The sequence below is a fragment of the Asticcacaulis sp. MM231 genome, from assembly GCF_964186625.1.
In the GTDB taxonomy this organism is placed as follows: Bacteria; Pseudomonadota; Alphaproteobacteria; order Caulobacterales; family Caulobacteraceae; genus Asticcacaulis.
Map to the genome: position 1 here is coordinate 146918 of NZ_OZ075108.1, position 23480 is coordinate 170397.

A 23480-nucleotide genomic window follows, 5' to 3' on the forward strand; every position below is an offset into this window, starting at 1 on the left:
ACTCGTCGTCGTGCGCTAAAAAAGCGCCTATGGCTCCGGTCTCCGGCCCCAGCCTTGCGGCACCAGGGGCTCAAATCCCGACAGTCTTTTCATCTCTAAAGACCAACGCTGCACGCGCCGCCCCGACAGGAGTGCGACGTGTATGGCATTTTCTGTGCCTAAAGCCAAACTTAATTCGGCGTTACTAAAGCTTCCGCAAACGTTTGGCGAGGGGGTTTGCTGGCTGCCGGCGTATAAAATACGCTTACGGCCATCTTCCGAACCGTCCGAAGCTTCGATGATCCAGCCCGCCTTGCCCGACTTGACGGTGGCGAGGGCCTTTTCAAAGCCATTGACGATCCCGCCTTCACGGCGCGCCAGACCGAGAAGATCAAGGCAGCGGCGGCGTAACAGATCGTGGACCAAAGGTATGGTTTTGGGGTCGGCCTTCACCTGACGCTTGGCCGCACGGCTGAATATGTTCTTTTTCAACGCGATTTCAAGGGCGGCGCGGCTCGATTCGATCCACATGCCGCGTCCTGGCAGCTTGTGGGCGACATCCGGCGTGAGCAGGCCTTCCGGTGACACGACAAAGCGCAACAGGCCATCGGTGGTGACAGTCTTGCCGGTGGCGATATCGCGGCGTTGCAGGATGCGGCCCTTGGCGTCTTCGCACAGGACCGCGTCCTCCGCCTCTTGATCAGAGGCGGAGCCGGTATCGGGGTCGATGTGGGTTAGTGGCGCGAACTCATTGTTCGGTGGTGGCGTCTGCATCAGCTTCGCCCCCTTCCACTTCATTGGCCACTTCAAGATCGGCTAGTTCAGCATCGGCGTCGGCTGCGAGATCGCCCTCTTCGTAGGCTTCTTCAACCTCTTCCACGACCGGAGCTTCGATCCAGCCGGCCGCGATACGGGCGTTGAGGATCAGGTTTTCAGCGTCCGGCACCGACAGGTTGAAGGATTCCAGCGCGCCGGGGACGCGCACGCGCTCGCCGCCCTTTTGCTCGAAGCCGCCACGAATTTCGTCGGTCGCCAGATCGGCGAGGTCTTCGATCGTCTTGACGCCGGCGACGCCGAGCGCCACGGCGATCGGCATGGTCACGCCCTGGATATCGAGCACGCCGTCCTCGACGCCCAGTTCCTTGCGCTTGGCGTCCTGTTCAGCGGTTTCGCGCTCCAGGAAGTCACGGGCGCGGGCCTGCAGTTCGGACGCAGTGTCTTCATCGAAGCCTTCGATGACGGCGATTTCGTTTTCATCGACAAAGGCCAGGTCCTCGATCGAGGTGAAGCCTTCGGTGACCAGCAGTTGCGCGATGACTTCGTCGACATCAAGCGCTTCCTGGAACAGGGCGGTGCGTTCGGCGAATTCCTTCTGGCGGCGCTCGGAGTCTTGCGAACTCGGTGATGATATCGACCTGCCAGCCGGTCAGTTGCGAGGCAAGGCGAACGTTCTGACCGCGACGGCCAATGGCCAGCGACAGTTGTTCGTCAGGCACAACCACTTCAACGCGGTCTTCTTCTTCGTCGAGCACGACCTTCGACACTTCGGCCGGGGCCAGGGCGTTGACGATGAAGGTGGCTTCATCGGGCGACCACTGGATGATGTCGATCTTTTCGTTCTGCAGTTCAGCGACGACGGCCTGAACGCGCGAACCACGCATACCGACGCAGGCGCCGACCGGATCGATTGAGTTGTCATTCGACAGCACGGCCATCTTGGCGCGCGAACCCGGATCGCGGGACACCGACTTGATTTCGATCACGCCGTCATAGATTTCCGGCACTTCCTGCGCGAACAGCTTGGCCATGAAGCCGCCGTGCGCTCTGGAGAGCATGATCTGCGGGCCCTTGGTTTCGCGGCGCACGTCATAGATATAGGCGCGGATGCGGTCATTGACCTGGAAGGCTTCGCGCGGGATCGACTGATCGCGGCGCATAATGCCTTCGCCCTTGCCGAGATCGACAATGACGTTGCCGTATTCGACGCGACGGACGGTGCCGTTGACGATATCGCCGACGCGGTCCTTGAATTCTTCGTACTGATGCTCACGCTCAGCTTCACGCACCTTATGAGTGACGACCTGGCGGGCCATCTGGGTCTGGACGCGGCCCAGCTCGAACGGCGGCAGGATTTCGGAATACTCCTTGCCGGCGAAGGCTTCCTTGTCGTCCTTGAGCGCTTCGGTCAGCGACTTCTGGGCGTATTCGTTTTCCAGTTCCTCATCCGGCACCACGGTGACGTGGCGGGTGATGGTCATTTCACCGGACTTCGGATCGATGAAAACGCGGATGTCATGGTCGGCGCCGTAACGCGAACGGGCGGCCTTCTGGATCGCTTCCTCAATGGAGGCGATGACCACGGACTTGTCGATCGATTTTTCGCGCGCGACAGCCTCTGCAATTTGCAGCAGTTCCTGACGGTTGGCGCTGATACCGGTGAAGCTCATGTGAGTTCCTTATTTATCGTCGTTGGCCCACCGATTTGGTCGAAGATCAAATCGGCAATACAGTTTAAATTGCGAAGAAAATGAGCTTAGTCATTTTCATTCGCAGCGTCGTCTTCGAGGTCGTCTTCATCCTCGAAGTCGTCGTCATCAAAGTCTTCGTCTTCCAGATCATCTTCTTCACCGCGCGCCGCTTTAGCCTCGGCGCCGCGTTTCAGAAGTTCGTCATTGAGGATCAGCTTGGCCTCAACCACCCAGTCGAACGGCATGAGGGCGGTTTCGGCCTCACCTTCCAGGTCGATGGCGATATGATCATCCTCGATGCCGGCCAGAATGCCACGGAAACGCTTACGACCCTCGGCGAGACGGTCGAGTTCAATGCGGGCCTCAAGACCTTCATAGGTCTCGAAATCCTTCAGGCGGGTCAGCGGACGGTCGATACCGGGCGACGACACCTCAAGCGTGAACTCACCGGGAATGGGATCGGCTTCATCAATATAGGCGGAGATGGCGCGCGACAGGCGGGCGCACTGCGTCACATTGATATCGCCGTCGCTCTTGCGCTCGGCCATGATCTGCAGGAAGCGCGAACCGCCGGGATCACGTGAGCCTTGCAGGCGCACGCGGACGATATCGAGTTCCATCTCTTCAGCGAGCGGATCGAATACCTCAAGCAATTTGCGTTCTTCAGTGGTTTTGGCGCGCACTCGTTTGACTTCTTTAAGCAATAAAAAAGGCGGCAGGCTCTGATGGCCGCCGCCGTCGCCTTTCGGCAATCGGACATGTTGGTAGGCTATATAGGCCCGCCATTCCCGTTTGCCAAGCGGAATTTCATGAGCGCCCTCAAAGCGGCCGCAGGTGCTGGTAATCTTCGGGTATGACCACCGGATAGAGATGACCGGAATACATCATCAAAAGCAGGTAGGTCACGTAGCCGCCGATACCGACAGTGACGATCAGGAAGGCCCAGCCAATGGGCTTGTTGGTCTTCTTGAAGATATCATAGAGAATGCAGCCCATATGGACGAACAGCGAGAATACGCCGGCGCCATAGAAACCATAGGCGGCATAGGTATAGGGCGGGCTGAAACCGGCGGCAGCTAAAATGAAATTGGTGTCGAGATTGAAAATGAGACGCGCCGCCGCGATCCAGCCGACGTGGCCCAAAAGAAAGACAACCATGATCAGGCCTGACGCCGCCTGAAGCTGATGGATAAAATCCTTCTTTTTGGTCCAGATTTCAATGATCAGCGGGATGCCGGTCAGGATCTGCACGAAGAAGGCCAGCAGCACCGCCATTTCCACCACCGGGTGACGGTAAACCAGACGCGCCGCCTCGATAAATTGTTGGTGCGCGTCGATACCCAGCAAACCCACAAAATGATTGGCGAAGTGCAGGCATAGAAAGGCGAAGACAAAACCCGCCGAAACCTTGTGCAACCGCTCCATACGTCATCCCCCACATGAACAGGGTTAACGATGTCTTACTTTTTGCGGCTTGGCTAGGGCCTACATCATGGAGTTGTGAAAAGGCGATGTCAGTTTATCTTAACAGCGGTAGAAGTCGAGGAAGACCGGCGCGCAATCGCCCAGTTTCTTGACCTCATAGCGCGTGGTGACGTGGTCGGCGGGCGGATTGTTCCAATCAGCCGGCGAACCGGCACGCCAGTCGAGATCGGGATTTGCCAGAAAGCGTTCCAGCGCCCAGTCCGCGTAATCGGCCCAATCGGTGGCGAACCGTACCGAACCACCGGGTTTCAGGGCGCGCGCAAAGGCGGCAATGGTCTCCGGCTGGATAAAGCGGCGTTTGTTATGGCGCGCCTTCGGCCACGGGTCGGCGAACAAGATAAAGATACGGCTCAGGGCAGAATCCGGCAACTTGTCGAGCAAGGGCCGTGCATCGCCGGCCAGAATGAGCACGTTTTTCAGACCATCGTCCTCGATATGGCGCAGAACCGAACCGACGCCATTCAGAAAGGGCTCACAGCCGATGAAGGTCACGTCAGGGTGCTTCAAAGCCTGCGCCGCCAGATGTTCGCCGCCGCCGAAGCCGATTTCCAGCCAGATGTCACGGCCAGATGCCAAGGCCGCGGCCACACGCTCATCCGTGGCCTCAATCTCCGGAAGCAGGGTATCAAACAAAGTGGCCTGCAAGGGCTTGAGCTTGCGCGACTTGATCCGGCCGAACGAGCGCATAGGGCCCCATTCGGTCAGCGGCGTGGTGGTGTCTTCGGACATGAAACTCAAAACGTAAAAGAGGGGATTATACGCGCCGTATAACCCCCTCGGTTCTATTTGCCAAAGCGAATTAGGTGTTTGCCTAGAATTCAGCCTTCAGGGCCTCGATCAGATCGGTGTTCTCCCAGGAGAAACCACCCTCGGCATCGGGCGTGCGGCCAAAGTGACCATAGGCCGCAGTGCGTTCATAGATCGGCTTGTTGAGACCCAGATGCGTGCGGATCGACTTCGGCGTCAGGCCGCCAATCAGTTGCGGCAGGATGAGTTCGAGCTTTTCTTCATCGACCTGGCCGGTGCCGTGGGTGTCGACATAGAAGGACAGGGGATGCGACACGCCGATGGCGTAGGAGACCTGAAGCGTGCACTTCTTCGCCAGACCGGCGGCCACGACATTCTTCGCCAGATAGCGCAGGGCATAGGCGGCCGAACGATCGACCTTGGTCGGGTCCTTGCCGGAGAAAGCGCCGCCGCCATGCGGGGCCGCACCACCGTAGGTGTCGACGATGATCTTACGGCCGGTCAGGCCGGCATCGCCGTCCGGGCCGCCGATGACGAAATTGCCGGTCGGGTTGACCAGCCACTCGGTCTCGTCGGTCACCATGCCGGCGGGCAGGACTTCGAGGGCGTAGGGTTTGATAATGGCTTCGATGTCCGAGGGCGTCAGGCCATCCTTATGCTGGTGCGATACCAGGATCTTGAGAATGCGCGACGGCTTGCCATTTTCATACTGGACGGTGACCTGGCTCTTGGCATCCGGCTCCAGCGCGGTTTCGCCGGCGTGACGGGCGGTGGCCAGGCGCTTGAGGATGTTGTGCGACCATTGCAGCGGCGCCGAGGTCAGTTCCGCCGTTTCATCGGTGGCGTAACCGAACATGATGCCCTGATCGCCGGCACCTTCGTCCTTGTTAGCGCTGGAATCGACGCCCTGCGCGATATCAGCCGACTGGGCGTGCAGGTGGCAGGCGTAATCGGCCATGGCCCAGTGGAAACCCTTTTGGGCGTAGCCGATATCCTTGACGGCATGACGCACCTTGTCTTCCAGACCCGCGATGATTTCCTGGATCTGGTCATCACCAGCGCGGACTTCGCCGGCCAGAACGATGCGATTGGTCGTCACCAGGGTTTCACAGGCCACGCGCGCTTCAGGGTCACGGGCGAGAAAGGCATCGACCACGACGTCAGAAATACGATCAGCCACCTTATCAGGATGGCCTTCGGAGACGCTTTCGCTGGTGAAGATGTAGTTTGAGCGCATGGGGCGTGAACTTCCTAAACAATTTAGCATAAGCATATAAAGATATGTTTATATGATCAAGAAAATTATAACCTTAAAGTTCCCCATATCTTATTAAGACCCACGCACCCTGCCAAAATTCTCTTAAAGGGGGAATGCAGAGCAGCAAAAAGCCCCACCTTCGAAAAAGCGGGGCTTTGGTATAAAACCAACAGGTCAGATCCGTTTTAAGCGTCGTCGTCTTCGGCGAGCGCGCGCACCAGTTCAAGAATGCGGCGGCGATGCTTGGCGTTCTTGATGCGCGGGAAGGCTTCTGCCAGTTCGATGCCCTCAGTGGTCATCAGGAAACCGTGGACGAACTGCTCGGACTCGGATTCCGAAAAACCCTCAACAGCTTCGTTTTCACCATAACCTTCAAAGAAATAGGCCACCGGCGCCTTGAGGGCGCGGGAGATTTCATAAAGCTTGGAGGCGCTGATACGGTTGGAACCCCGCTCATACTTCTGAACCTGCTGGAACGTCAGTTCGATCGTTTCAGCCAAACCTTCCTGGGACATGCCCAGGAACTTGCGGCGCATTCTGACACGGGCACCCACATGCAAATCGACCGGATTGGGGCCGCGCTCCGCCTTAATAATATCGTCCAACTTCGCCTCTTACTTTTTTCAACGAGCGGCCGTTAAGGGCCAACTTAATATTATACGATCTCGCATAGCGAAACTGTTCATCGCCCGCTACACTTTTCTGTGACCATTGGGCTGAAATCGTCCCTTTTTTCGCAGAACAGCCTTGTCCACTAACAAAACAATCAAGCAAAAAAGCGATATGAATATAACAATCAGGTTACGCTCCTGAGCGAAGTGGGTAGTGGTTACCACACCCGGTAAAGTTACATCCATGTATCCAGCCTTGCCCAGACCCAAGTCAGTACCTGAAACAGGGCGTCCAAGCGGATCAATAACAACGGAAATACCCGTAGGCGTTGATCTTACCATGGGTAAACCCTCTTCAAGGGCGCGAAAACTGGCGAGATTGAGATGTTGAACGGGTCCTGTTGTGGGTCCGAACCAGGCATCGTTGGAAATGTTAACGATCCATTTGGGCCGCATTGTGTCCTGAGTTTTGTAGCGGGTCAGGTCGAGGCTGGGGAAAATGCCCTCATAGCAAATCAGCGGCAAAACACGCGGAATATATGGAAAGCTCTGAGGCTTCGTGCGCTCGCCCGGCGTAAAGCTTTCGTCAAAATGTGTCAGGGCCGATATGCCGATCTTGTTGGCGATATCCTGATAGGGTGTGAACTCACCAAACGGCACCAGCTTGAACTTGTTATAAGCGCCGGTCACGCGCGTTTGGTCATTTTCACTGCGCAGGACCAGCATAGAATTACGATAAACGAGATGGCCGGTGGTATCCAGCTCCTGCCGGCTGGTGCCGATCATGAGTGACTGCTTGTCGGCCAGAAGGCTGGTCATATAGGGCAGCATCCAGTTGTCCGGGTCAGTCAAGGTTTCCCACATCACCGGCAGCGCACCTTCAGGCCAGATGATCAGGTCCGGCACGCGATGACCGGGCAACGGCTTCGCCTTGCTCATGCGGACATAGGTCTCGAACAGATCTGCAAAGTTTGAGCGCGTCCACTTGGCTTCCTGGCTGAAGGCCGGCTGCACAAAGCGGATGGCATAGCCGGTATCGCTGATCTTCGTCGTCAGCAGACGCGTCTCGCCCACCGCAAAGCAGCCGATCAGGACGAGCCCGCCGAAAATAGCTGGGGCATACCCGGCCACACCGCGTCCGCGCCGCACAATACCGACGGCGGAAAAGGCAAGCACCGTGACGAAGCCAAGACCATAAACTCCGATATAGGCCGCCATCTGCGACATGGCGCTGCCGGCTTTCCAGCTTGATCCCGCCGGATTCCACGGAAAGCCCGAAAGTACCGTGCCGCGCGTGATCTCGAACAGCGAAAACAGCGACGCGAAGAACAGAAAGCGCGTCCAGTTCTTCGGCCTCAGCCAAGTATAGAGCACAGCGAAAGCGCCCCAGAACAGGGCAATGCCCGAAGGCAGCAAGGTGGCCGCGAAGGGCGCCATCCAGCCATAGGTCTTGGCATCGACCAGAAAGGCCTCCGCCACCCAGAAACACGAGACGAGGAAATAACAAAAGCCGGCCAGCCAACCCATGAAAAAGGCGGTGCGCTTTGGCTTGAGGCCCAGATCACGCTCCAGCGCATAGAGCAAAAGACCGTAGCCAAGCAGGCCGGGCAACAAGCCGAAAGGCGGTTGCGCCAGCGCGGCGAACAGCCCGGACAAGGCTGCCATCGCACGCGGACGGTGACTCAGACCCTGGATCAGGCGCATCAGGCGGACGATATGGGGATGTTGCAGGACCGCCGATATCTTAGGCATGGGTCGTTTTAGCGGCAGGCCGGACATCCGTTGTCTCGCGATCCGCCTGATCGGGCGAACGGCGGTGCAGACGCAAGCGCTTGATTCGGCGGGCATCGGCATCGAGGACCTCGATATCGAAACCGGCGGCCGGATAGGGCACCACCTCGCCACGCTGCGGCACGCGGCCGGCCAGCACGGTCACCAGACCGGCGAGCGTGTCGATTTCTTCCTCGGTATCTTCCGGGTAGAGCGACAGGCCGAGCTTTTCTTCCAGCGTCACCAGTTCGACGCGGCCATCGATCTCATACTGGCCATTGTTGAGTTCGCGCATTTCCTCATCGCCGGCCTCATCATACTCGTCGTCGATATTGCCGACCACAGCCTCGATCAGGTCTTCCAGTGTCACCAGGCCATCGGTGCCGCCGAATTCATCGATCACCAGCGCCATGTGGATACGCTGGGCCTGCATCCGCAGCAACAGATCCGAGGTGGTCATGGACGATGGCACATAGAGCAGTTCGCGGCGCAGGCGATGCAGCACCGGCTCGGCCCAGTTCGGCGCGGCGCGGCCGGTTTCCGGCGACAAAAGCTTGAGGATATCCTTGATATGGACCACGCCGACCGGATCATCGAGACCGTCGCGGTAGATCGGCAGGCGCGAATGTTCGCTCTCGACGCAAATACGCACGACATCAGCCAGGGTGCTGGACAGCTCGATGGCCACGATATCGACCCGCGGCGTCATGACGTCGGCGACGCTTAAGGACTGAAACGCCCGCGCATGATCGATCAGATTGGTGGCGGCCGGACTTTCGTCCAGCTCGGCGGCGTCGCTTTCGGCCTTTTCCTGGGCTTTCGATTTGAAGCCGAACAGTGAAAACAGAGATTTCTTAGACGAGTTCGTCTGGGTCAGCCATTGGCGTGATCGGGTCCGTAGGGATCGGCGACGTTAAGGGTCTTTAGTATATCACGTTCGAGGTTTTCCATCTCGTTCGCGTCTTCATCGTTCATATGATCATAGCCCAATAAATGCAAAGCGCCATGGATGGAGAGGTGCAAAACGTGATTTTTCAGCGTCTTTTGTTGTTCTTTGGCCTCCCGGACGCAGGTTTCAAGGCCTAGCGCCATGTCACCGAGGTGGGCAATGCCCGGCATCTTCGGCGCCGGGAAGCTCAGCACATTGGTTGGCGCGTCCTTCTGGCGGTATTCCTTGTTGAGCGCCTTCATCTCCTTGTCGTCGCACAACAGCACAACGATATCGACCTGATCATTGAATTCGATCGCCTTGAAGACGGCCTGAATACCGGTTTCGACGACGATCTGGGCATCCGGCAAGACGTCCAGCCAGCCGTCTTCCTCGATCTCAATGTCTATCAAAGGTTCCATTTTTTCGCTCACGCCAATCTCACTGCGTTCGATGCTCCTCGAGGGCGGGCAAACGTGCCCGGCGTCCGGTTGGGCGCTGGTCGACGACCAAAGTTTTCAACTTTTGCCATATCAGCTCTTAAATTCATTGTCATAGGCGCGAACGATACGCGCCACCAGTTCGTGACGCACGATATCCTCAGCCTTCAGTTCGGCCTTGCCGACACCCTCGACGTTATCGAGCAGATGCACAGCATGAACCAAACCGCTGTCGCCACGGTTCGGCAAATCGATTTGCGACGGATCGCCGGTGACGACCATTTTCGAGCCTTCCCCCAGGCGGGTCAGGATCATCTTCATCTGCATCCGCGTGGTGTTCTGCGCTTCATCGATAATGACATAGGCATAGGAAAGCGTGCGACCACGCATATAGGCCAGAGGTGCGACCTCGATTTCCTTGGTCTCGCGCTTCTTGGCCAGGACCTGAGCGCCCAGAATATCATCAAGCGCGCCCCAGATCGGCGTCAGGTACGGATCGATCTTCTCATTGAGATCGCCCGGCAGGAAGCCCAGCCGTTCGCCGGCCTCGACAGCCGGACGGGTGATGATCAGTTTGTCGACCGCGCCTTTAAGCAACAGCGATACGCCATGCGCCACGGCCAGAAAGGTCTTGCCGGAACCAGCGGGCCCCAGTGCGAACACCAGATCATTGCGCGCCAGTTCGTGGATATAGGCGGCCTGACCGGCGGTCTTGGCGGCAATGGCGCCGCGGCGGCCCATGACAATGGTGTTGCGCTGATCCAGCGGCACGGAGGGTGCGGATGACGAATGGCCCGATTGTCCGGTCAGTTGCGGCTCATTAATCAGCCGGCGCACATCAGCCTCAGCGATATCGACACCCTGATCGTACATGTCCGCCATGGTGGTGATCACGGCTTTCGCCTTCTGGCGCGCACGGGCATCGCCCGAAATGACCAGACCACCGCCCGGCATTTCGACCAGCACCTTGAAAGCGCCTTCGATCATGGCAAGATAGCGCTCGCTCGGTCCGACTACGGCGAGCACGCATGGATCGCTCAGATTGATGAAATCGTCCTTGACGGCGGCCATCAGGCAACCACCTTGAGCAATTCGCCGCGCAGCGAATTGTTGCTGTTGGCGACGATTTTGACCTTATGAATCTGCCCGATCAGATCGGCCGCGTCTTCCACGAATACCGATTGCAGATAGGGCGAGCGGCCGATGGCCTGACCCGCCAGACGACCCGGTTTTTCAAACAGGATATCGAGCGTCTGGCCGATCAAGTTGGCCTTGAAGGCCTGCTGTTGCTCGATGATCAGGGCCTGCAGGGTTTGCAGGCGCGCATCGGCGACCTCGTCCGACACCTGACCCGGCATACCGGAGGCGGGCGTACCCGGACGCGGCGAATATTTGAACGAGAAGGCCGAGGCATAACCGACGCGGCGGATCAGATCGAGCGTATCCTCGAAATCCTTGTCGGTCTCGCCGGGAAAGCCAACGATAAAATCCCCCGAAAGCGCCAGATCGGGACGCGCGGCCTTGATGCGGTCGATCAAGTCGAAATAGGCCTGACGTCCATGCTTGCGGTTCATGGCGCGCAGGATCTTGTCCGAGCCGGACTGCACCGGCAGGTGCAGATAAGGCATGACGGCCGGCAGGTCGCGGTGCGCGTCGATCAGATCCTGCCCCATGTCGTTGGGGTGCGAGGTGGTGTAACGCAGGCGATCAATGCCTTCGATATCGGCCAGGGCGTACATCAGTTTCGCCAGGGTCAATTCCTGACCATCGGCACCCAGACCATTATAGGCGTTGACGTTCTGACCGAGCAGGGTCAGCTCACGAACGCCCTTGGCGGCCAGGGCTTTCGCTTCATCGAGGATGGACTTGACCGGGCGTGACCATTCGGCGCCGCGCGTATAGGGCACAACGCAGAAGGTGCAGAACTTGTCGCAACCTTCCTGCACGGTGAGGAAGGCGGTGGGGCCGGAGACGGCGCGATCGGCGGCCAAAGAACCTGAAGCCAGCGCGTCGAACTTGGCTTCCGGCGCGAAATCGGCGGAAAGGCGTTCGCCCTTGGTGCGGTGTGTGCGGGCGATCAGTTCGGGAAGCTGGTGATAGGCCTGCGGACCGACGACCAGATCGACGGCCGGGGCGCGGTGCATGATCTCCTGACCCTCGGCCTGGGCTACGCAGCCGGCCACGACGATGGTCATGCGGCCCTCATTGCGCGCTTCTTTTTCCTCGCGCATTTCACGCAGCCGGCCAATTTCCGAATAGACCTTCTCGGCGGCCTTCTCGCGGATGTGGCAGGTGTTGAGCAGGACAAGATCGGCCCCCTCGGGCTTGTCGGAAACCTCATAGCCGAGCGGGCGCAGGATATCGACCATGCGCTCGCTGTCATAGACGTTCATCTGACAGCCGTAGGTTTTGATGTGGAGCTTTTTGAGGGGGACGTGATCGTTCATCAGGGGGTTATGGTCGTTTGTGGATAGAAATTCAAGGTATGCAGGGGTCACAGACCCCTGCACCCCATAATATATTCGAGAAAATACTAAAAAAGCCGGGCCCCTAGAGGTCCGACTTTTTTAGTATTCATGAAAACATATGGGTGCAGTGTCCGCGACCCTGCAAACCTTACTTCTCTTCGCCAATCGGCACACCATAAAGCTCGAGCTTGTGACCGACCAGTTTGTAGCCCAGCTTTTCTGCCAGGGCTTCCTTCATCTTCTCGATTTCCTCATCAAAGAACTCGATCACGGCGCCGGTCTTGATGTTGATCAGGTGGTCATGGTGCTCGTTGCCGGCTTCTTCGTAGCGTGAACGGCCATCGCCAAAGTCATGACGCTCGACCACACCGGCCTCTTCAAACAGGCGCACGGTGCGATAGACCGTGGCCAGCGAGATATTGGGGTCAACCGCCGCCGCACGATGATACAGTTCCTCAACATCCGGATGATCCTCGGCCGCCGACAGGACACGCGCCACAACCCGACGCTGGTCGGTCATGCGCATACCCTTTTCGATACATTGCCTTTCGATGCGGTCCATGCCGTGACTCCTGAGCGTCCAATCACCCTATAGGGCTGATTTTGCGAGCTATTATTAGTTTAGAAGCGTCGAATGTAAGGTGTTGCGTCTCAGAGCGCAAGCCTAAGAATATGCGCGTCCACCGGGGGTTTGTCCTTGCGGCTGTAATAGGCCTTGCGCCGGCCGGTCTTCTTGAAACCGCACGCCTCGTAAAGCCGCAGCGCCGCCGGATTATCAATGGCCACCTCGAGGAAAAGCAACTCGGCGCCCTCGGCTTTCAGGGTTTTGATCACCTGATCGAGCAACATGCGCGCCAGGCCCTGCTTCTGAAAATCCGGATCGGTGGCAATGGTCAGAATCTCGCCCTCGCCGGCCACCACGGTCATCACCACGAAACTGACAATCTCACCATCGGTCTCGAACACATAGGTGCGGTGGTGCGGTTTGATCAGCAGGTCGGCGAAAACCCCCTCGCTCCAGCCATAGTCGAAACAGCGGGTATGGATATCCTCAAGCTGTTTCGATGGGGCGTCGAGCTGGCGGATGGTTGTCATACGGTGGGTTCATTCAGACTTATAATACCGCGGGTCGAGGCAATGGCATCGGCTTCACGCATATAGAGGGGGGTCAGATCGTCAGAACCCGCATCTAGGGTGAGCGCGGAAAGGGCGTCAAGCGATGGCCACGTTTGGGGGAATTCCACCGCCACAGGCCAGAACTCCGCCAGCAGACCCGCCGCCGGCCCGGTCAGGATGTCTGTGGGATTATCGGCGGCATAAGCGGTTATGGCGTCGGGTGTGTTGAGATCGAGCGTTACCGCAGATCCGCCTTCAAATCTTTGCACATAGACCTGTCCGCGACCGCCATTCACCACCGCCATGCGGTTCTTGCCCAAAAGCTCCGGATGAGAACCCAGCGCCTCGAGCGTGCCGATGCCTTTCAGCGGCACCCCTGCCCCCGCCGCCAATCCCTTGGCGAACGACAGGCCGACGCGCACGCCGGTAAACGAACCCGGTCCGAGCGTCACACCGATCACGGTCAGGTCTGTGGGCTTAATGCTGGTGGCCGCAAAAGCTTCCATCGCCATGACCGGCAGGCGTTCCTGCTGGCCGCGCGCCATGCCCTCGGTGATATGAAACAGACAACCGCTGTCATCGAACAACCCGAGACCACAGGCGTTCAGCGACGTGTCAATGACGAGACGCAGGCCCAAACTACAGGACCTGCTCGATCGACTTCACTTCCGGAACATAGTGTTTCATCAGGCTTTCAACACCCTGGCGCAGGGTGGCCGATGACGACGGACAGCCCGAACAGGCGCCGCGCATATGCAGGTAAAGCGTGCCGCTATCCATGTCGAAACTGTCAAACTCGATATCGCCGCCATCCTGCGCCACGGCGGGCCGCACGCGGGTATCGAGCAAGTCCTTGATTTCGGCGACGATCTGACCGAGCTCGCCTTCATAAACGATGTCGTTTTTCACAGCGGCTTCACGCAGGATCGGTTGGCCGGAGGCGTAGAAGTCCATGATGGCGGCCAGGATCGGCGCCTTGAGTTGTGCCCAGATCAAATCGGAATCCGGCGAACGCCGCACGGTCAGGAAGTCACTGCCGAAGAACAGGCCGGCCACGCCATCAATGGCAAACAGGTTTTCAGCGAGCGGTGATGCGCTGGCATCGTCTGCCGTGCGGAATTCTTTCGTGCCGGTTTCCAGAACGGTCTGGCCGGGCAGGAACTTGATGACGTCCGGGTTTGGGGTGGCTTCGGTCTGGATAAACATGGCAGCGCCCTAGAGCAGCAAGCCTAAAATTTGTTTTGCAAATTTCAGGCAGGATGCGGAAAAACATAGAATGCAGAGCGGATACATCCGCTCTGAACTGTAACTGCGCTGTAAATGGGCCTAAAGCGACGTCAAAACAAGAGGCATCTTATGTTGCGGGGTCGAGGGGCCTTGCGACCCCTCGCCTTCTACAACTTCGCGGCCCATTCACGGATCAAGGCATTGACGATGGTCAGCTTGGCGAAGCTCCAGCCGCCAGATTCCATATCGGTCATCATCGACTGCAATGGCTCGATCAGCGCCTTGTTCTCGACTTCCCAGTTCTCGATGATCTGCAATGGGCTTTCCGACGGTGACATGCGCGTCATCATGGCCTTCACCACCGCCTTCTGCTCAGCCAGAACATCCTCGATCAGGCGACGGGTAGCGATACGGTCCCATGGATCACTCGACGCCAGATTACCGGCACCGACCTGCAGACTGTCAAAGCCGAAGCGTTCCCCCGTCAGGGCGTAAAGCTCCAGTGTCCGGTCGAGCGGCTTCTTCTTCTCCGCCGCCAGATCGATAACATCAGCGACATGATGACAGGCGCTCAAGGCCGTGATGCGCGTGGCCAGATCAGCCGGGCAACCCAGGGCTTCCAGTTCGGCGACTCGCGCGGCCAGCCGCGCTTTCGTCGGGCCGCTCAAGAGCGCCGATCCTTGCGCGATCACGCCCTTGATACCTTCGGCATAGGGTTTGAGCATGGCCGCCAGATCATGCGGCTGGCCAGCGAAGCGGCGCGCCATCCAGTAGGTCTGGTGACGGACAAAGGTCGACAGGTCGTTATAGAGCGCCGTTTGCGCGGCGGCCGGAATACGGTTGTCGAGTGCGCTCACCTCGCCCCACAGGCTATGGATATCGAAAAGCTGACGCGTGGCCTCGAAAGCCAGCACCATGGCGGTGGTATCAACGCCGGCGCTTCGGGTCAGGCGCATGGCGAAGCTCGGCCCGGCGATATTGACGATCGTATTGCTCAGCACCGTGGCGATGATTTCGCGCTGCAGACGGTGTTTGCGGATGGCATCGACATATCCATGTAAGGCCGGCGGGAAATAGCCGACCAGCACCGGCTCGAATCCGGCATCATCCGGCGCCGTGCCCGCCACGATGTCATCGAACAGCACCAGCTTGGCATAGGCGGTGATGACGGCCAGTTCCGGACGATAAAGCCCGTGATGACCAGTCTTGCGGGCTTCGAGCGCCGAATTGGACGGCAAGCCTTCGACCTTGCGATCAAGACGGTCGCGCTTTTCCAGACCCGACATAAAGGCCTGTTGCGCGGCATTGTCCGCCGCCGAGGTCGCTTCCTGCAACGAAAGCGCCAGGGTCTGATCATAATTGTGCTTCAACACATGGCGCGCCACATCGCCGGTCATGCTGGCCAGAAGCGCATCACGGTCTTCGGCCTTGAGCCTGTTTGAGGCGATCACCTGGCTGAGCAGGATCTTGATATTGACCTCATGGTCGGAGCAATCGACGCCGGCCGAATTATCGATGGCGTCGGTATTGAGGCGCGCGCCGGATTCAGCACAGGAAATGCGTCCGGCCTGGGTGATGCCGAGATTGGCACCCTCACCGATCACCTTGGCGCGGACCTCAGGGCCGTCGATCCGGATAGCGTCATTGGCCTTATCGCCGACATCGAGATGGGCTTGCGCCGGTGCCTTGATATAGGTGCCGATGCCGCCGAAATAGAGAAGTTCGACGCGCGCTTTCAGGATGGCCTGCATCAGCTCGAACGGCGACACTTCGTTAGCGTCGAGATCGAGCAGGGCCTTGATTTCCGGCGACAGCGGGATCGATTTCTGGCTGCGCGGGAAGACACCGCCGCCCTTCGAGATCAGCTCTTTATTATAATCCTGCCAGCTTGAGCGCGGCAGGGCGAACATGCGCTCGCGCTCGGCAAAGGCTTTCGCTGCATCGGGGTTGGGGTCGATGAAGATATCGCGGTGATCGAAGGCGGCCACCAGCAGGGTTTCCTTCGACAGCAACATGCCGTTGCCGAAGACATCGCCCGACATATCGCCGACGCCGGCCACGGTGAAGGATTCGGTCTGGATATCCTTTCCGATTTCCCGGAAGTGACGCTTGACGGCTTCCCACGCGCCCTTGGCGGTGATGCCCATCGCCTTGTGGTCATAGCCCACCGAGCCGCCGGAGGCGAAGGCGTCGCCCAGCCAGAAATTGTAATCGGCCGAGACGCCGTTGGCGATATCGGAAAAAGTGGCCGTGCCCTTGTCGGCAGCGACGACCAGATACGGATCGGGATCATCCCAGCGGATGACATCAACCGGCGGCACAATAGTGCCCTTGGCGTCGAGATTATCCGTCAGGTCGAGCAGACCGGAAAGGAAGGTTTTGTAAGCGACGATGGCGGCGCTCTTCACCTCGTCGGGGGTGCCGTTCTTCGGCAGTTTCTTCGGGAAGAAGCCGCCTTTCGAGCCGACCGGCACAATGACCGCGTTCTTGACCTGCTGCGCCTTGACCAGGCCCAGCACCTCGGTGCGGAAATCGTCCTTGCGGTCAGACCAGCGTAAGCCCCCGCGCGCCACCGGCCCGAAGCGCAGGTGGACGCCTTCGACGCCCGGCGACCAGATAAAGATTTCGCGGTAAGGCTTGGGCTCCGGCAAATCCGCCAGTTCACGGCTGGCGATCTTTAAGGAAATATAGGCCTTATCCTGATTATTCTCGTTTTTCTGGAAATAATTGGTGCGACGGATGGCACCGATCAGCGCCGCAAGACGGCGCAGGACGCGGTCATGATCGAGACTGGCGACCTTTTGCAGCAGGGTTTCGATTTCGGCCTTCGCCGCTTCGACAGCGGTCAGCCGTAGCTTGGCGTCGCCGCCATCGAGAGCAAATTTGGCATTGAAAAGCGTCAGAAGCGCTTCGACCACCTGAGGGTTATCGCGCAGGGCGGCCTGCTGGATTTCAGGGCTCGGATCAAGGCCGGACTGGACGCGGTAACGGCAGAAGGCGCGCAGCAGCGCCACTTCGCGCCACGACTGGCCGGTCAGGGCCAAAGCATTGAAGCCGTCATCCTCGGTCTTGCCATGCCACAGGGCCAGCAGGGTCTGCTCGAATTCGGTCTTGAAGGTCTTGAATTCACTGGCGTGGCCACGTGGCAATTTCAGGATAAACTCATGCACCCAATAGGTGCCAATGTCCTTCGAGCGAACGTGATAGCCGTATTCTTCCAGCGTCTTGATGCCCATATTGCCGAGCACCGGCAGGATATCCGACAGCGGAATGGCCTTTTCGGCATGGGTGTAAAGCTTGAAGCAGAAATGGTTCTCTTCGTCTTCCATCCGCTGATAGGCGCGTACATTGACTGGCGCTTCGATCGAAAGACCGTTGAGATAGGCTGTATCGGTAACCGCCTCGCCGGTGGTGTAACGCTCCTGATAACCGGCGGGGAAAGCCTCGGCCCAAAGCATCCAGTCGATGCCGGTGTGCGGCTGATCGAGCGTTTCCAGAATGCCGGTGTTTTCAACAAGAGCCTCAACCTTTTGCGGCCATGAGCGCGTGATGTTCTCGATATCGGCTTCAACATCCGTGACATTCGGATCGAAGTGATCGCCGGGGGTGACGCCAATGATATAGTGGATACAGCTCAGCAACGAGTCGCTGATATAGGCATAGGAGGCCGAGACCCGTCCGCACCAGGCGGCGGCCAGGATTTCACCGGCCTGTTTTTGCATCTGCGACTGATAGATTTCACGCGGCATATAGAGCATGACCGAAACGAAACGATCGAACGGATCGACGCGCGTGAACAGCTTGACGCGCGGGCGGTCAGACAGATGCAGGATACCGCGGGCGATGCGCAACAGGTCGTGCTCCGTCATCTGGAACAGTTCGTCGCGCGGATAGGTCTCGACGATATTCTTCAGGCGCTTTTCATTGTAGCCGCCCTGAAGGCCAAGCGCCGCCGCTTCGTGCAGCACGTGCTCGGCCTTTTTACGGATCAACGGCACTTCAAACGCCGGGCGATCATAGGCCTCGCTGGTGAACAGGCCGACGAAGCGGACCTCACCTGAAGGCTTGCCATCGGCACCGTAACGCTTGATGCCGATATAGTCCATATAGATGCGACGGTGGACGCGTGATTTGAGATTGGCCTTGGCCACGGTCACCGGCTCGGAGGTGCGCAACTGGCTCATCAGTTGCTCGCTGAGCACCGCCGGTTCACTCGAACGACGCAGCACGGCACGGCCGGAATCGCGCAGCACGCCGAAACCTTCCTGCATCTGGTTCAGTGGTTCTTCGCGGGCATAGTCGCCGCCGCTTTCGCGCGGATAGGCGTAGCCACGTGCGCCCAGGAAGACGAAATGGTTCTGATCGATCCAGCGCAGGAAAGCGAGGTTTTCGTCCAGAGTCGCTGCCTCGATGGCGCCATTGCCGCGCTGTTTTTCAAGCGCCACGATCTCCTCAGCCATCAACTTCTGCATACGCGGGAAATCGCGCACGGCCAGTTTCAGGTCGTTCAGGCTCTGATCGATGCCTTCGATGATCTGCTTGTGACGCTCGGCACTTTGACGCTCGATAAAGACGAGCATCATCAATTCTTTGACATCATCTCCGGTTTTGACGCGCTTGCCGTCGAAATCACGATGCAGCGTAATGACCGGATGGAACATCGAGCGGATGGACAGGCCCTGATCGATCAGTTCGCCCATCACGGTTTCGACGATGAACGGCGAGTCGGGCTGAACGACCTCAATAATATCATAGGCGGTCGGCTGGCCCTTGCTGTCAAGCACAGGCGTCACGCGTCGCAGGGTCTGCGCACCGTCGCGTTTTTCGGCATAGGCCCAAAAGCCAGCGATCACCCGGTCAAGGTCGGCGTCGGCGATATCGGCCAGTTCATCAACGTCGAAATCTTCCAGGATCTGGGTCAGGAAGGCTTTTTCGCTATCGTCTAGCCTGAGAAAATCCCTAGCCCCCCGATCGAGCAGAAACGCTTTGGTCAGCGCGTCCTTGGAGGGGGATTGGCTTTCGCCGGGCTTGAAATCGTCCATGTGCGTGTTTCCACTTGATCCTGACCGCGGTATCGGGCGGCACCGAACCACAGTTCGTTATGTTTACCCGACTTCCGGGTTAAGACTATGCGGCGCAATGTTTAACAAATGGCCATTACGGATTCACTACAAACTTACAAATGAAACCGACTTTGTGATCACTTTTTTCGCACTCCCTGCAGGCACCCCCGATGTCAGGCTTGCGCCGCTTAGGCGGCAGGCCCAGTCGTGGTCGTGGCCGTGCTCGCCAAACCTCCTGAAGAGGTTAGAATTCTCATGAATTGAATCAGCAAAAAGCCGCCAGTCCGGCGGGGAACTGGCGGCTCGGACGTAAAAGCCTCTTTATGGGGGGAAGGGGCTTTTACGACTTCCGTTTTTTGCAGCGCGCCCGGGCGATAAGCCTGATGTACGCGCCATGGCCGGTAAGAACCGCGCCAATCGTCTTTGACCTTTTGCCGCATGAAGCCGAGCGGGGCATAGCTCGAATCCAGCGGATTGACCCGTGAGAGAGACGCGAGCCAATGCCTAAATTTCTAACACCTTGCGTGAGTCGTGGCCAGTGCTACTCGCATCACAGTTGTGTGCGCAACATGTGTCAATCTGTGTTCAGGCATCCTAAAAATCATCGTTAAAATTTGACCCTAACGCGCCGTCATTCAATATTATCTTAGCATTTCAGGCGCAGTATGGCGGCGTTATGATACAACCCGTACTCGCCCTTATCGCCTGGTCGATGATCATGCTTGTCTGGCTCTATGTCCGCAGGCTGCCCGCCCTTGTGCGTTATGCGATCTCGGAAGCGCGCCCGCAAAGCACCAATGTAGAGCGCCGCCTGCCGCCGCAAGTGCAATGGCCCGCCGACAATTATAACAATCTGATGGAGCAGCCGACGCTCTTCTATGCCCTTTGCCTCGGCATCTACCTAAGTGGCCTGTCCAATCCTAATCTCGAATACCTGGCCTGGCTTTATGTCGCCCTGCGCGTCATCCATTCGCTGGTGCAGGTGATCGCCAACATCACCATCATTCGCTTCTGCCTGTTCCTGGCCAGCTCCGCGGTTTTGGGTCTGTTGTGCATCCAGGCCGTCTGGATCGGTTTCGGGCTTTAGGGTTAGTTCCCGAAACTATCCTTGCCGGTATAGGGCACGATCCGCCACATCCTCAGCTCATGCTTGATACGACCAGCTTCGGTGCCGGCGCGCTTGCCGTGACCCACATAGAGATCGGCACGGACCTTGCCCTTGATGGCACCACCGGTATCGAGCGCCGCCACCATGCGCTGATATTCAGGAAAAGCTTCCCTTAGCGTACCCGCATTGGCATCGAGCCAGAACAGATCACCGAGATCATTATGCGCCGGATCAACCGCGATAGCCGAACCCGGCGGCAGCGAAAGCCCAGACGCCCCGACCGGCTCGGTCACATCGGGCTGGATAGCGAAGAAACCATAACGCGGATTGGCATTCATGATCTCGGTGGCTTGCGGCCCGCGATGATCGGCCAGCCAGGTGTGGATGGCGTCACCCGAGGTCTGGTTCTTTTCCATCATGCCGCGTTCGCTCAGCACCTTGGCGATGCCGACAAACGGCCAGCCGTTATCAGCGGCATAGGCGGCATAGACGCGGCTGCCGTCGGGCAAATCGAGAAAGCCCGACCCCTGCAACTGCATAAAGAAATAGTCTTCCGGCCGCATATAGTAGGTGCCGCCATTATAGGTGATGTCGGCCGGCAGGGCTTCGATCTCCGCCCGCGTATAGTAGGGCACGTAAAGTTCACCCACCTTGCGCGCCGCCACCTTTGCCGCCTTAGATGGCGGCGTGAGCTGCGAACCCGGCACCACGACCAGGTCGGCCGGCTTTGGACGCACCCGCTGCGAGAATTCAGCGTCCTGCGCATGACGCGCGTCATAATCCGGCACGAAATAGCCCGTCATCAGGCCCTTTTCGTTGTCGTAATCGACTTCGATCTGCAGGTGGGCGTTGAGAAACGCCAGCACCTGATCCGGGGTATGAAACTCCTGCGCCTTCATGGCGTCACAGACCGGCGCGTACTGACGACCTTTTTTATACAGGCAGGTCGCACGCAGGGCTTCCAGCGCAATAAACGGATCGGTCTTGTTCCAGCCCGGCAGGGTGGACAGCCGCAAATGTTCCGGCACCGGCGTCGGGTAATAGACCGGCGGGGTTTGCGGACCGGCAGGTGTCACCGGCGGTTTCGGAATGGTCACCACCGGTGACGTCACTGGGCTTTCGGCGCAGGCGGAAAGCAGAAGCGCCAAAGATAGAGCAGCCGTAAATCCTAGCCTCACGCCTTGGCCGCCTCTACCTTGATCAGGAGCCACGGGGTGTTGGGGGATTTCAGGCCCTTCTGGAAAGTCCAGTATTCTGCGGTGCGCTTATAGGTCTTGTGCGGCACGAAGGGTTCGACCTTGGCGGGCCTTTCCCCTTTCGGCTCGACCTTTTTCGCACGGGTCTTCTTGACCGGCTCGACCGTTGGGGCCGGCGTTTCGACGACCGCAGTCTCTACCGGCTCAGGCGTTGCGGCCGGCATCGGGTCTTCATAAACCAGTTCGGACAGGAAACGCACACGGATCTGCGCCACATCTTCCTTGAACTCTATGGTATCGATATCGGTCTTCGGGGTATCGACAAAGCTGAGCGTATTGGCCGGGGGTGTTGTACGCGCCTGAACCGCCTGGCTGAAGCTTGTCATAACGCGCTCGGACAACTTGTCCTTCACCCCATCCAGTTCGCCCTTGTGGTAAGCAACCACGACCTGCTCATAGGTTTCACGCGCCTTTTCAAGGAAATTGATCTCGTTGAAATTGGCGTCGCGTATTTTGAGGTTTTCCAGATTGGGCAGGCGCGGACCTTCGACAGCGCGCTCAGCCCGGGCACCCAGTTCCATACTCTCTTCGGTCTTGGGCGTAGCAGCCTTTTCATCGGCACGAAAACCCACCTTGCGACCAAGCACATTGTACAGGTTGACCAGGATCACCACCGCGACAACGGCAAAAATAACAAGGGGAATGACATCGTTCACGGCTAGTCTCTTTGATTTCCAGACCCCGGATAAATTCCGTAGGTCTTTTTGACGTTCAGGTCGCTTAAAATATGCGTACCCTCAACTATATAGGATAAGTTTCGCGAAGTGGAACTCTTCGTTTGATTGCTTAAAATTTTCTTATCTGTTAGCAGCGTTTTTACACATGTCCGGAAGGCGGCCGTTTCGCCTCCGACAAATGACCGGAGCTTTAGTTTATGACCGATATCAATGCTGCGCCAGAGCAGCCGCCCGTTCCGCAAATGCAGGTTCTGGCCCAATTTACCCGCGATTTCTCGTTCGAAAACCCGCGCGCGCCGAACTCGCTGCGCATGGATTCGCGCCCCGAAGTCGATCTCGGCGTCGAAATGAGCGCCAAAGGCCGTCCCGATGGCCTGTTTGAAGTCGACATCAAGCTCACGGTCAAGGCTTCGACGCCCGACGGCCCGATGTTCGCCATCGAACTGGTGTATGGCGGCCTGTTCCAGCTTGGCAACATCCCCGAGCAGATGATCGAACCGACCCTCTTGGTCGAATGCCCGCGCTATCTCTTCCCGTTCGCTCGCCGCATTGTCGCCGATGCGACAGCCGACGGTGGCTTCACCCCGCCCTTCTATCTCGAACCGATCGATTTCGGCGCACTCTACGTCGCGCAAAAGGGCAATATCCAGTCGCAGCAAACGATTGGGCAAGCTTAAGAAAGTCGCAGAGTCGCGGACCCTGCACTCTTACGATTCAAGAGAGCCCGGTGGAAACACCGGGCTTTTCTGTTAAAGCCACAGCGATTTTTTATTTCGTTCCGGCTAGAGAAGCGCCGCGCCAATACCCCCGCGTTCACCAAGCCTGATATTACCGTAGCCTTATGTTGCCTGTCTCCGATTCCAAGCCAGCCGCCCTGCC

At 58.3% G+C, this 23480-nt stretch carries 20 protein-coding genes and 1 pseudogene; 2 read left to right on the top strand and 19 right to left on the bottom strand.

Translation table 11 applies throughout. The features are described from left to right. Window positions 1-27 precede the first annotated feature (27 nt). The 17 genes and pseudogenes from ABQ278_RS00695 to ABQ278_RS00775 form a co-directional block, all read right to left on the bottom strand. Window positions 28-753 (bottom strand): RNA-binding protein, encoded by a 726-nt coding sequence (locus ABQ278_RS00695; RefSeq protein WP_349320753.1) that lies wholly within the window; start codon window positions 751-753, stop codon window positions 28-30. Continuing rightward, a pseudogene (gene nusA, locus ABQ278_RS00700) lies at window positions 728-2426 on the bottom strand (transcription termination factor NusA). The gene ABQ278_RS00695 and the pseudogene nusA overlap by 26 nt, the downstream one beginning before the upstream one ends. An 86-nt stretch (window positions 2427-2512) precedes the next feature. Further along, window positions 2513-3130 carry a ribosome maturation factor RimP gene (gene rimP / locus ABQ278_RS00705; RefSeq protein WP_349320754.1) on the bottom strand — a complete coding sequence of 206 codons (618 nt, stop codon included), beginning with the start codon at window positions 3128-3130 and terminating at the stop codon, window positions 2513-2515. A gap of 136 nt (window positions 3131-3266) precedes the next feature. Then, window positions 3267-3872, bottom strand: a complete 606-nt coding sequence (locus ABQ278_RS00710; RefSeq protein ID WP_349320755.1) for a hypothetical protein — start codon at window positions 3870-3872, stop codon at window positions 3267-3269. Window positions 3873-3971: 99 nt separating this feature from the next. Then, the gene (gene trmB, locus ABQ278_RS00715; RefSeq protein ID WP_349320756.1) at window positions 3972-4661 is read right to left on the bottom strand and encodes a tRNA (guanosine(46)-N7)-methyltransferase TrmB; all 690 of its coding nucleotides are present in this window, start codon (window positions 4659-4661) and stop codon (window positions 3972-3974) included. Window positions 4662-4743: 82 nt separating this feature from the next. Continuing rightward, window positions 4744-5916, bottom strand: a complete 1173-nt coding sequence (gene metK / locus ABQ278_RS00720; protein WP_349320757.1) for a methionine adenosyltransferase — start codon at window positions 5914-5916, stop codon at window positions 4744-4746. 206 nt (window positions 5917-6122) lie between these two features. Then, window positions 6123-6542, bottom strand: coding sequence for a helix-turn-helix domain-containing protein (locus tag ABQ278_RS00725; protein WP_018080679.1), 420 nt, complete (start codon window positions 6540-6542; stop codon window positions 6123-6125). 87 nt (window positions 6543-6629) lie between these two features. Then, on the bottom strand, window positions 6630-8300 hold the full coding sequence (gene lnt, locus ABQ278_RS00730) for an apolipoprotein N-acyltransferase (protein ID WP_349320758.1): 1671 nt from the start codon (window positions 8298-8300) through the stop codon (window positions 6630-6632). Further along, window positions 8293-9027, bottom strand: a complete 735-nt coding sequence (locus ABQ278_RS00735) for a hemolysin family protein (protein ID WP_349320759.1) — start codon at window positions 9025-9027, stop codon at window positions 8293-8295. Before ABQ278_RS00735 ends, lnt begins: the two co-directional genes overlap by 8 nt. A gap of 164 nt (window positions 9028-9191) precedes the next feature. Beyond that, window positions 9192-9668, bottom strand: coding sequence for an rRNA maturation RNase YbeY (ybeY, locus tag ABQ278_RS00740; RefSeq protein ID WP_018080682.1), 477 nt, complete (start codon window positions 9666-9668; stop codon window positions 9192-9194). 111 nt (window positions 9669-9779) lie between these two features. After that, window positions 9780-10757 (bottom strand): PhoH family protein, encoded by a 978-nt coding sequence (locus ABQ278_RS00745; protein ID WP_349320760.1) that lies wholly within the window; start codon window positions 10755-10757, stop codon window positions 9780-9782. Next, complete coding sequence (gene miaB / locus ABQ278_RS00750; protein ID WP_349320761.1) at window positions 10757-12133, bottom strand: tRNA (N6-isopentenyl adenosine(37)-C2)-methylthiotransferase MiaB; 1377 nt, start codon at window positions 12131-12133, stop codon at window positions 10757-10759. Before miaB ends, ABQ278_RS00745 begins: the two co-directional genes overlap by 1 nt. A 169-nt stretch (window positions 12134-12302) precedes the next feature. Then, window positions 12303-12716: a Fur family transcriptional regulator gene (locus ABQ278_RS00755; protein ID WP_018080685.1), complete on the bottom strand. Its 414-nt coding sequence runs from the start codon at window positions 12714-12716 to the stop codon at window positions 12303-12305. An 89-nt stretch (window positions 12717-12805) separates the two neighbouring features. Beyond that, on the bottom strand, window positions 12806-13249 hold the full coding sequence (rimI, locus tag ABQ278_RS00760) for a ribosomal protein S18-alanine N-acetyltransferase (protein WP_349320762.1): 444 nt from the start codon (window positions 13247-13249) through the stop codon (window positions 12806-12808). Further along, entirely contained in the window at window positions 13246-13908 is a 663-nt protein-coding gene (gene tsaB / locus ABQ278_RS00765; RefSeq protein ID WP_349320763.1) for a tRNA (adenosine(37)-N6)-threonylcarbamoyltransferase complex dimerization subunit type 1 TsaB, read from the bottom strand. Before tsaB ends, rimI begins: the two co-directional genes overlap by 4 nt. 1 nt (window position 13909) lies before the next feature. Further along, a complete protein-coding gene (locus ABQ278_RS00770; protein ID WP_349320764.1) occupies window positions 13910-14476 on the bottom strand; it encodes a NifU family protein in 567 nt (188 codons plus the stop codon). Window positions 14477-14664: 188 nt separating this feature from the next. Further along, window positions 14665-19539: an NAD-glutamate dehydrogenase gene (locus ABQ278_RS00775; RefSeq protein ID WP_349320765.1), complete on the bottom strand. Its 4875-nt coding sequence runs from the start codon at window positions 19537-19539 to the stop codon at window positions 14665-14667. Window positions 19540-20236: 697 nt separating this feature from the next. On the opposite strand from ABQ278_RS00775, the gene ABQ278_RS00780 reads away from it, so the two are divergent. Continuing rightward, window positions 20237-20647, top strand: a complete 411-nt coding sequence (locus ABQ278_RS00780; RefSeq protein WP_349320766.1) for an MAPEG family protein — start codon at window positions 20237-20239, stop codon at window positions 20645-20647. A 2-nt stretch (window positions 20648-20649) separates the two neighbouring features. On the opposite strand, the gene ABQ278_RS00785 is transcribed toward ABQ278_RS00780, so the two are convergent. Both ABQ278_RS00785 and ABQ278_RS00790 read right to left on the bottom strand, forming a co-directional pair. Further along, window positions 20650-21816 carry an MltA domain-containing protein gene (locus tag ABQ278_RS00785; protein ID WP_349320767.1) on the bottom strand — a complete coding sequence of 389 codons (1167 nt, stop codon included), beginning with the start codon at window positions 21814-21816 and terminating at the stop codon, window positions 20650-20652. Window positions 21817-21842: 26 nt separating this feature from the next. After that, window positions 21843-22580: a Tim44/TimA family putative adaptor protein gene (locus tag ABQ278_RS00790; RefSeq protein ID WP_349320768.1), complete on the bottom strand. Its 738-nt coding sequence runs from the start codon at window positions 22578-22580 to the stop codon at window positions 21843-21845. 218 nt (window positions 22581-22798) lie between these two features. Here ABQ278_RS00790 and secB point away from each other — a divergent pair, with 218 nt between their 5' ends. After that, window positions 22799-23278, top strand: coding sequence for a protein-export chaperone SecB (gene secB, locus ABQ278_RS00795; RefSeq protein ID WP_349320769.1), 480 nt, complete (start codon window positions 22799-22801; stop codon window positions 23276-23278). Window positions 23279-23480: the final 202 nt, after the last annotated feature.